Source organism: Alkalibacillus haloalkaliphilus C5 (assembly GCF_000269905.1).
Lineage (GTDB): Bacteria > Bacillota > Bacilli > Bacillales > Alkalibacillaceae > Alkalibacillus > Alkalibacillus haloalkaliphilus_A.
This window is the reverse complement of sequence record NZ_AKIF01000269.1, coordinates 1-1,269: the sequence shown is the minus strand read 5'-3', so window position 1 is coordinate 1,269 and position 1,269 is coordinate 1. Positions and strand designations below refer to the sequence as shown.

At 30.6% G+C, this 1,269-nt stretch carries 2 protein-coding genes; one reads left to right on the top strand and one right to left on the bottom strand.

What is annotated here, in order from left to right:
* The first annotated feature begins 389 nt into the window (after nucleotides 1-389).
* Nucleotides 390-932 (top strand): site-specific integrase, encoded by a 543-nt coding sequence (locus A194_RS0116315; protein WP_017187839.1) that lies wholly within the window; start codon nucleotides 390-392, stop codon nucleotides 930-932.
* A 107-nt stretch (nucleotides 933-1,039) separates the two neighbouring features.
* Here A194_RS0116315 and A194_RS20890 read toward each other — a convergent pair.
* A partial coding sequence (locus tag A194_RS20890) for a hypothetical protein (RefSeq protein WP_040403319.1) occupies nucleotides 1,040-1,269 on the bottom strand: 230 nt, incomplete at its 5' end.

Below are 1,269 nucleotides of genomic sequence, written 5' to 3'. Positions count from 1 at the left end.
TACTAGAATTCAATAAAGAAGGTTTATGAAACAAAATAAATAATATGTTTCATAGGCAAACAAGCCACAAACCTTGATATAACAGCATTTTTGTATAAATGCTGTTTCTTTTTCAGTATTTAATAAACTTATTGTATTCGTCTATATATTAGGAAGAAACTCAATGGATATAAAACGAGGTGGTTAAATGGATCTGACAATGAGTTATAAAGAAGCTTATGAGGTTGTTAATGATCGTGGTTATGAAAGTTAAATAGATTATGTTAGTGCAATGTTTCCTAATAAACAACTACATAGTTGTAGTACTGGTTGGTATGAGCATGGCTCTAAATACATTTGTAAGCTAAAAGGTAGATATGGTGATGTCATAATAAGTTGGAGTGATCAAGGTGAATGAAGTGCAACCAATTAGAGATCCAGAAATGATTGAGAAAATGAAAAGCATTTTGCTTAAACAATCATACAGAGATTGGTTTATGTTTGTGATGGGGATTAATACAGGTTTGAGAATAAGTGACTTGTTAAGCCTGAAAGTAGAAGATGTGAAAAATAAAACACATATAACAATACAGGAGCAGAAAACAGGCAAAATGAAACGTTTCAGAATTAATAATGACCTGAATGATCATATAAGTGAATATATAGCAAACATGAGTGATCAGGACTATTTATTTAAGTCTAAAAGGTCTAATCAGCCGATAAAACGTGTACAAGCATACAAAATATTAAACGAAGCAGCACAAAAGGCAGGTGTTAGTGAAATAGGTACTCATACACTTAGAAAGACATTTGGCTATCACTTTTATAAAAGAACCAAAGATGTAGCACTGTTACAAGATATATTTAATCATTCAGCCCCATCAATTACACTCAGGTATATAGGTATTAACCAAGAAGTCATTGATAGAGCAATAGATGAATTTAGTCTTTAAATTTTGATAGAATGATATAGAGGTGATATTAAAATGACTTATGAAATGTACCACCTTGCAATAATATTTAAAAGAGCCTAGCGATAAAGCTAGGCTCTTTTAAACTCTTAAGATATTAATTGCATAAATTCTTCGCAATCGTCATCTTTGATTAAGTATTCATACTTTAAGAACTTGTCCAAAATCTGATCATTTAAAAAGTCTGGAACAAAAGTTATTGGAGCAGAATTGTAACGCTCACATTTATAAACATATTTGAGATCAATAATGGAAGGGAATCTTAAACCGGGACATTCCTCTTTTTTTAAAAGGAAATACCTATCTTTATCTTTGACAT